Origin of the sequence: Amycolatopsis ruanii (assembly GCF_003385175.1) — a bacterium.
GTDB classification, from domain to species: domain Bacteria; phylum Actinomycetota; class Actinomycetes; order Mycobacteriales; family Pseudonocardiaceae; genus Amycolatopsis_E; species Amycolatopsis_E thermalba.
Window position 1 is genome coordinate 26,259 of the sequence record NZ_PQHY01000069.1, and the last position, 6,380, is coordinate 32,638.

5 protein-coding genes are annotated in these 6,380 nt (G+C 72.7%); 2 read left to right on the top strand and 3 right to left on the bottom strand.

Annotated elements, in window-relative coordinates:
* Positions 1-11: 11 nt before the first annotated feature.
* Entirely contained in the window at positions 12-554 is a 543-nt protein-coding gene (locus D0D28_RS28165; RefSeq protein ID WP_162831216.1) for a hypothetical protein, read from the top strand.
* Positions 555-806: 252 nt separating this feature from the next.
* Here D0D28_RS28165 and D0D28_RS28170 read toward each other — a convergent pair whose 3' ends face one another.
* Positions 807-2,114 (bottom strand): PucR family transcriptional regulator, encoded by a 1,308-nt coding sequence (locus D0D28_RS28170; protein WP_116113826.1) that lies wholly within the window; start codon positions 2,112-2,114, stop codon positions 807-809.
* A gap of 163 nt (positions 2,115-2,277) precedes the next feature.
* Positions 2,278-3,378 carry a PucR family transcriptional regulator gene (locus tag D0D28_RS28175; RefSeq protein ID WP_240323385.1) on the bottom strand — a complete coding sequence of 367 codons (1,101 nt, stop codon included), beginning with the start codon at positions 3,376-3,378 and terminating at the stop codon, positions 2,278-2,280.
* 242 nt (positions 3,379-3,620) lie between these two features.
* On the opposite strand from D0D28_RS28175, the gene D0D28_RS28180 reads away from it, so the two are divergent.
* A complete protein-coding gene (locus tag D0D28_RS28180; RefSeq protein WP_240323386.1) occupies positions 3,621-4,367 on the top strand; it encodes an SDR family oxidoreductase in 747 nt (248 codons plus the stop codon).
* A gap of 34 nt (positions 4,368-4,401) precedes the next feature.
* On the opposite strand, the gene D0D28_RS28185 is transcribed toward D0D28_RS28180, so the two are convergent.
* Positions 4,402-6,225, bottom strand: a complete 1,824-nt coding sequence (locus D0D28_RS28185) for a LamG-like jellyroll fold domain-containing protein (protein ID WP_116113833.1) — start codon at positions 6,223-6,225, stop codon at positions 4,402-4,404.
* Positions 6,226-6,380: the final 155 nt, after the last annotated feature.

Here is a 6,380-nt window from a genome sequence, read left to right on the forward strand (position 1 = left end):
AGAGGGTTGCCGTGAGAGCTGTGTTGATCGCCGGCGCGCTGGCCGGGATGGCGGTGCTGGCCGGGTGCGGGCCGGAGCGGGCCGTGCCGGAGGAGAACGCCGCCGCGATCACCTGGTCGGAGCACGTGTGCGCGGCCGTCCGCGACGGCGGGGCGAAGCTGTCGCAGCTGCCCGGAGTGGACGCCTCGGACGCCGGCAAGGCGCGGGAGGGCCTGGTCACCTACCTGGCGTCGCTGTCGCAGGCCCTGACCGACCTGGGCCACGGCATCACCAGGGAGGGCCCGCCCCCGGTGACGGACGGCCAGGCCACGGTGGACCGGGCGATGGACACCCTGAACGCGACGAAGTCCTCGGTGGACGCCGCCCGCGCCGCCCTGGAGTCGGCGCCGATCACCGACCAGGCGAGTTTCGAGCAGGCGGTCCGCGGCGCCGGCGACGCCTTCGCCCACCTCGGCACCGCCACGGAAGGCCCCACCAAGGACCTCACGAACAACCCCGAACTCGCCAAGGCATTCGAGAAGGCCCCAACCTGCCAAGCCCTGGACGGCGCATAACAAAACAACACAACCGCCACCCGGCAACGCTAAGCAACAACCCCCCGAACCACTCCGCCTCCCGCACCCGATCCCCAGCCCACATCGGTTGCCGAGCAGTCGGGTCAAGGCACGCTTTCCCGCCTTGACGCGACTTCTCGGCAACCGAACACTGAAAGATCGGGTTCGGGAGGGCACCAACCGGGGCGTAGCGAAGCGAAGCCGGCGCTTTCAGCCGCGCGCAGCGCAGATACGCGCGTAGCGCCTACACACCTACGAAACCCCCAACAACCGAGCCGCCCGCAGCGCGATCTCCAGATCCGACCGGCTCTCCGGATCGTTCAACCGCTCCCCGAACAGCTCCTCCAGCTGCCGCATCCGGTACCGCACGGTCTGCGGGTGCACGCCCAGCCGGTCCGCCATGTCCGGCGCCGTCCCGCTGGACTGCAGCCAGGCCAGCAACGTCTGCCCCAGCCGGGTCCGTTGCTTGTCGGTCAGCCCGTTCAGCGGCGCGAGACAGCGCCGGATCAGCTCCTTGACGAGGAACTCGTCCGACAGCAGCCACAACGTCGCCAGGTGATCGGTCGCGCGCGCCAGCGGCGGCGCCTCGATCACCCCGCGCCGGGCCAGATCCACCGTGCGCCGCGCCCAGCGCAGCGACATCGCCGCGTCGCCCAGCTTCACCTCGGGCCCGATCACCGCGCGCCACCCGGCCAGCGCCGGTTCCAGCGAGCCCGCCGTGACCAGGTCCGGGTCGGCCAGCAGGCACGGCTGCGGCCCCTCCAGATCCATCAGCACCTCGCTGTCCAGCGACGGCGGCTCGCGGTGGTGCTGATCGGCGCGCGGTTCCAGGGCGACCGCGACGACCCGGTCCGGCAGCCGCCACCCGGCGGTCGCGGCCAGGCGGGCGATCGCCTTCGGGGACGCGGGCGGGTCGGCCAGGATCAGTTCCAGCAGCTGGCGCCGCTGCCGCGCCCGCGTGCCGGCGGCCCGTTTCCGCGCGGCCGCGTACCCCTGCAGCGACAAGGCGGAGATCTCGTCGACGTAGGCGAAGATCGCCTCCGCCCCGACGCACAGGAAGTCCGTCGACAGGCCCAGCGACTGGCTCACCGACGCCACGTACCGCCACGCCACCCGGCCGCCGACGCGGTAGGCGGTCTGCAGCTGGTCCAGCGTGCGGCCCTCGCTGAATTCGACCTTGCCCAGGTGCCGGAACACGCCCATCCACGCCTCCTGCGGCGCGGCGGGGTTGCCGAGGTTGTCCATGCAGTGCCGGACCGCCTGCTGGATGCTGCGCACGATGGTCCGGCCGAAGGGACCCTCCAGCGGCCGCGCGTACTCCGGCACGGCGAGCTGGATCTCGCGCAGGATCTCGGCCGTCATCGCGTCGGCGTGCGGCCGGAACGCCTTCGCCAGCTCACGCGGCAGCGAGGCCCACAGCCTGCTGGCGCGTCCGATGCCCGCGGTGAACTCCGGCTCGTTCTGGCGCTGCCGCGGGGGGAGTCCCGGCGCGCGGGGCGGTCTCCGGGAGACGTTCTGCCGCACGGTGTTCCCGTGCCGGTAACCGGCATCGGTGGTCATGACTACCTCTTCGTCGGGAGGACCAACATCGCACCACGTCCGGTGCTTGGCAAGGATCTCTTGCGTGCGCGGAGCAACCGCGCGAAGCGATCGGCCCAGCGCACCGCACGCGGATGAGTGCCGGCGCCTCGTTTTCCCTCACCCACGTGACAAATCCGCGCGCTCACGGCCGGTCACCCCGCGCGGCGAGGCGCTGCGCGCGCAACGCCAGGTGCATGCTGAACCGGTCCTCGCTGTCGTCCAGCCGGTCGCCGAACAGCTCCCGCAGCTGGTGCAGCCGCGCCCGCACGGTCTGCGGGTGCACCTGCAGGCGCTTGGCGATTTCCGGCGCCCCGCCACGGGTTTCCAGCCACGCGAGCAGGGTGTCGCCGAGCCGCTCGCGCTGCTTGCCGCCTAGGGCGTCCAGCGGCCGCAACGCCTGCCGCGCCACCTCGGCGGCGAGGAAGTCCTCACCCAGCAACCACAACGCGGACAGCTGGTCCACGCACCAGGTGATCGGCTCGTCACCGGCGCTCGCGGGCAGCAGCGCGAGCGCGCGCCGGGCGGTGCGGTGCGCAACCGGCGCGTCGGCGAGCGCGACGGTCGGCGAAACCGCGGCGCGCCAGCCGTTCCAGCGCCCGGTCAGCGGGAACAGGTGCCGTTTGGGGCGGGTGGTCAGCAGGCACGGCCGTGTGCTCTCCAGGTCTACCAGGACCTCGTCGTCCAGCAGCTCCACGGGGAAATCGGCGGTGCCCTCGGCGCGTTCCAGCGCGACGATCGCGGCCTTGTCCGGCAGGGCCCAGCCCGCGCCCCGGGACATGTTCGCAAGTGTTTCCGGCCCGGCGGGGCGGCCGGACAGGATCAGCTCGAGCAGCTGCCGCCGTCGCCGCTCGATGGTGCCGCCGGAACTGGACTGCGCCTCGTGGAACCCGTCGAGCGCGGTGGCCGACAGATCCTCCACATAGGCGAAGATGATTTCCGCCGCGTGGGCCAGCACCTGCGGCGACGCGCCCGCTTTGCGCAGCACCGGCGCGACGTACTGCCACGCCACGCGCGCGCCGATGCGGGCCGCGGCCTGCAGCGCGTCGAGGCTGCGGCCGTCGGCGAACTCCCGCCTGCCGCGCTCGCGGAACAGCTCGATCCAGTCGTGGTGCTTGATCGCGGGGTTGCCGATGCTTTCGATGACGTGCCGCACCGCCTGCTCGACGCCCTCGGTGAAGACCCGGCCGAACGTCCCGGTCAGCGGGCGCGAATAGGCCGGCACCGACCGCTGGACCTCCCGCATGATCGCCGCCGCGAGCCGCCCGGCGTGCGGGCGCAGTTCGACCGCGACCCAGCGTGGGCCGGAGGCGAGCAGCGCCGCGTTCCGGTTCTCTACCAGGACGAACGACCCCCTCTCGTGACGTCGGGCAGTCGTTCATGTTACGGCCGGCGACCGGTCGCGGAAGGAGCCGAACGTCATTCGGTCTGTCCGGCCCGATATTTGTCACGCTGCGACGAAGTCCGGCACCGGATAGGTTGTCCCGCGTGCGAAAGCGGATTCTGATCATCGGCGCCAGCGCCGGGCTCGGCGAGGAGATGGCGCGGCAGTTCGGGGCCCTGGACCGGGATCTGGCCCTGTGCGCGCGGCGGCTTCCGCGGCTCGAAGCGCTGCGTTCGGAAGTGACGCCGGCGCATCCCGGTGTCACAGTAGCGGTTCGCGCCCTGGACGTCACCGACCACGAGGCGGTGTTCCGGGTGTTCCGCGAGCTGCGCGACGAACTGGGCGGGCTGGACCGGATCGTGGTCAACGCGGGACTGGGCAAGGGGCAGCCGCTGGGCACCGGGTACTTCGCCGCGAACAAGCAGACGGCGGAGGTGAACTTCGTCGCCGCGCTCGCCCAGTGCGAAGCCGCGATGGAGATCTTCCGCGAGCAGGGCGCCGGGCACCTGGTGGTGATCTCGTCGATGAGCGCGATGCGCGGGATGCCGCGGAACCTGACCACCTACGCGGCGACCAAGGCGGGCGTGGCCGCGCTCGCCGAGGGCATCCGCGCCGACGTGCTCGGCACGGACATCCGGGTGACGACGATCTTCCCGGGCTACATCCGCTCCGAGATGAACGCCCGGGTCCGCAAGACGCCGCTGCTGGTGGACACCGAGCCCGGCGTGCGCTCGATGGTGCGGGCCATCGAGCGGGAACGCCCGCACGCCTACACACCGGCCTGGCCGTGGACCCCGCTGAGCTTCGCGATGCGGCACCTGCCACTGCGGCTGCTGGCGAAGGTCACCTGAGCGGCCGGGACCCGCGCCGGGTCCCGGCCGCCGGTCAGCGGGTCAGGAACTGCTCCGGCCGCAGCGCCCGCGCCACGATGCGCGTGTCGCCCAGCCAGCCGTAGTACCCCTGGCCGTACTTCTCCGCGAACTGCGTCCCGCCGAGCGCGAACGGCTTGCCCAGCGTGGTGATGCCCCGCGAGTCCTCGGCGGCGTTGCGGGCGATGCGCGAACCGTCCACGTACACCACCGTGCGGCGGCCGTCGTTGACCACCGCGACGTGCGTCCACCGGCCCACCGGCAGCGCGTGGCTCCACGAGGTCGGGTCGGCGTCCCGGTCCACCGGGTACACCACGAACTGCAGGAAGCGTTCGCCGGACAGGTTGAGGCTGCACGTCGGCTCGTCGGGCGACCACCCGCTGGTCTTGCCCGCGTCCCCGCTGCGGCCCTCCCAGCTCAGGATCCCCATGAACGCGTGGTCGCCGGTGAACGGGTCGGGCAGCTTGAGGAACGTCTCGATGGTGTAGCCGTTCTCGAAGCGGGCGCGGGTCAGCGGCGCGGTCGCGCTGGTCCGCAGCACCGCGCCCCGGTCCGGGTTCTGGCCGCCGTCGAAGCGCAGGCTCCCGTGGCCGGGCGCGGCGCGGTGGTGGTCGGCGGAGAAGGTGAGCACGTCGGCGGGCCCGTCGTGCAGGCGGGTGATCGTGAGGTCGTTGCCGTTGCCGGACAGGTCCCGCGCGACCGCGCCCGCCGCGACCGGGCGGCCGTCGGCGCCGGTGAGCCCCTCGCCGTCGAACCGCCAGTACGCGACCGTGCCGGGGATGACGACCTGCGCGGCGGGCCGGGCCGGCAGCGGCGCGGGCGGGAACCGGGTGTCGAAGTCGAGTTCGACGGTGAACCGGTCGGTGTCGCCGGTCAGCTCGTGGGTCTCGGCCTCCAGGGCGGTCGGGTTCCGCCGCGCCCGCAGCCAGGGGGAGAAGGTACTGACGTCGATCACGCCGCGGGCCAGGTCGAACGCGTAGTACCGCAGCATGCCCGCGCCGCCGTAGTAGCGGTCCTGGTAGTTGGTGATGTGCAGGTGCACGGGGTGGCCGTGGTCGTTGGTCAGCGTGGTGCGGCCGGTGGGCCAGTAGTGGCCGCCCATGGCGAGGAAGATCTGGTCGTAGCGGCGGATGACCTGGTCCCACAGCCGCTGCCCGTGGTCGGACAGCTGCGCGCCGCCGTCGTCGGTGGGGTAGACGAGGTCGTGGGTGGTGAGGATCGTCGGCAGCCCCCGGTGCGCGTCCAGGACGCTCTTCGTCCAGGCGATCCCGGCGTCGGAGACCCGCCAGTCCAGGGCGAGCAGCAGCCACTGCCGCCCGGCGGCGCGGAAGGCGTGGGCGCTGTTGTACCCGTCGGGGGAGCTGCCCTGGTAGGTGCCGGAGCGGGCGAAGCGGCGCGGGCCGAAGGTCTGCAGGTAGGGCGTGTCGCCGCGCTGGTCGTCGCCGGAGACGTCGTGGTTGCCGCCGAGGACGCTGTAGGGCATCCGGCCGTCGATCGCGCGGAAGACGTCGTCGGCCTGGCGCATCTCGGTGGCCGTACCGTGCTCGGTCACGTCGCCCAGGTGCGCCAGGAAGACGATGCCGTCCTCCCGGCGCCGCTGGACGACGTGGCGGAAGGTCGCGCGGACCGGCTCCGGGTCGGAGCCGCCTTCGTCGAACAGGTACTGCGTGTCGGGCACGACCGCGAGCGTGAACCGCGGGCTGTCGGCGTCGGCCTGGCCGCCGGCTTCGGCCTGAGCGGGCTGGGCGCCGAGCACGGCCGCGGCCGCGACGGGCGTGCCGACGGCCGCCTGCAGCAGCGTCCGGCGAGCGAGACCGGGGGATGGGGAACTGTCGGACATACCGCCTCCTGGGAAAAGTCGCGCCCAGCCTGGTGATCACGTCTGACGTCCCGATGTCGCCCGGCGGAACGGCCCCCGCCCGCCCGGTGAACCTTGCCGCGCCCACGGCACCCACGTGCCCGAACGCCCCACACCTCCCGCCCGCGAGTCCCACG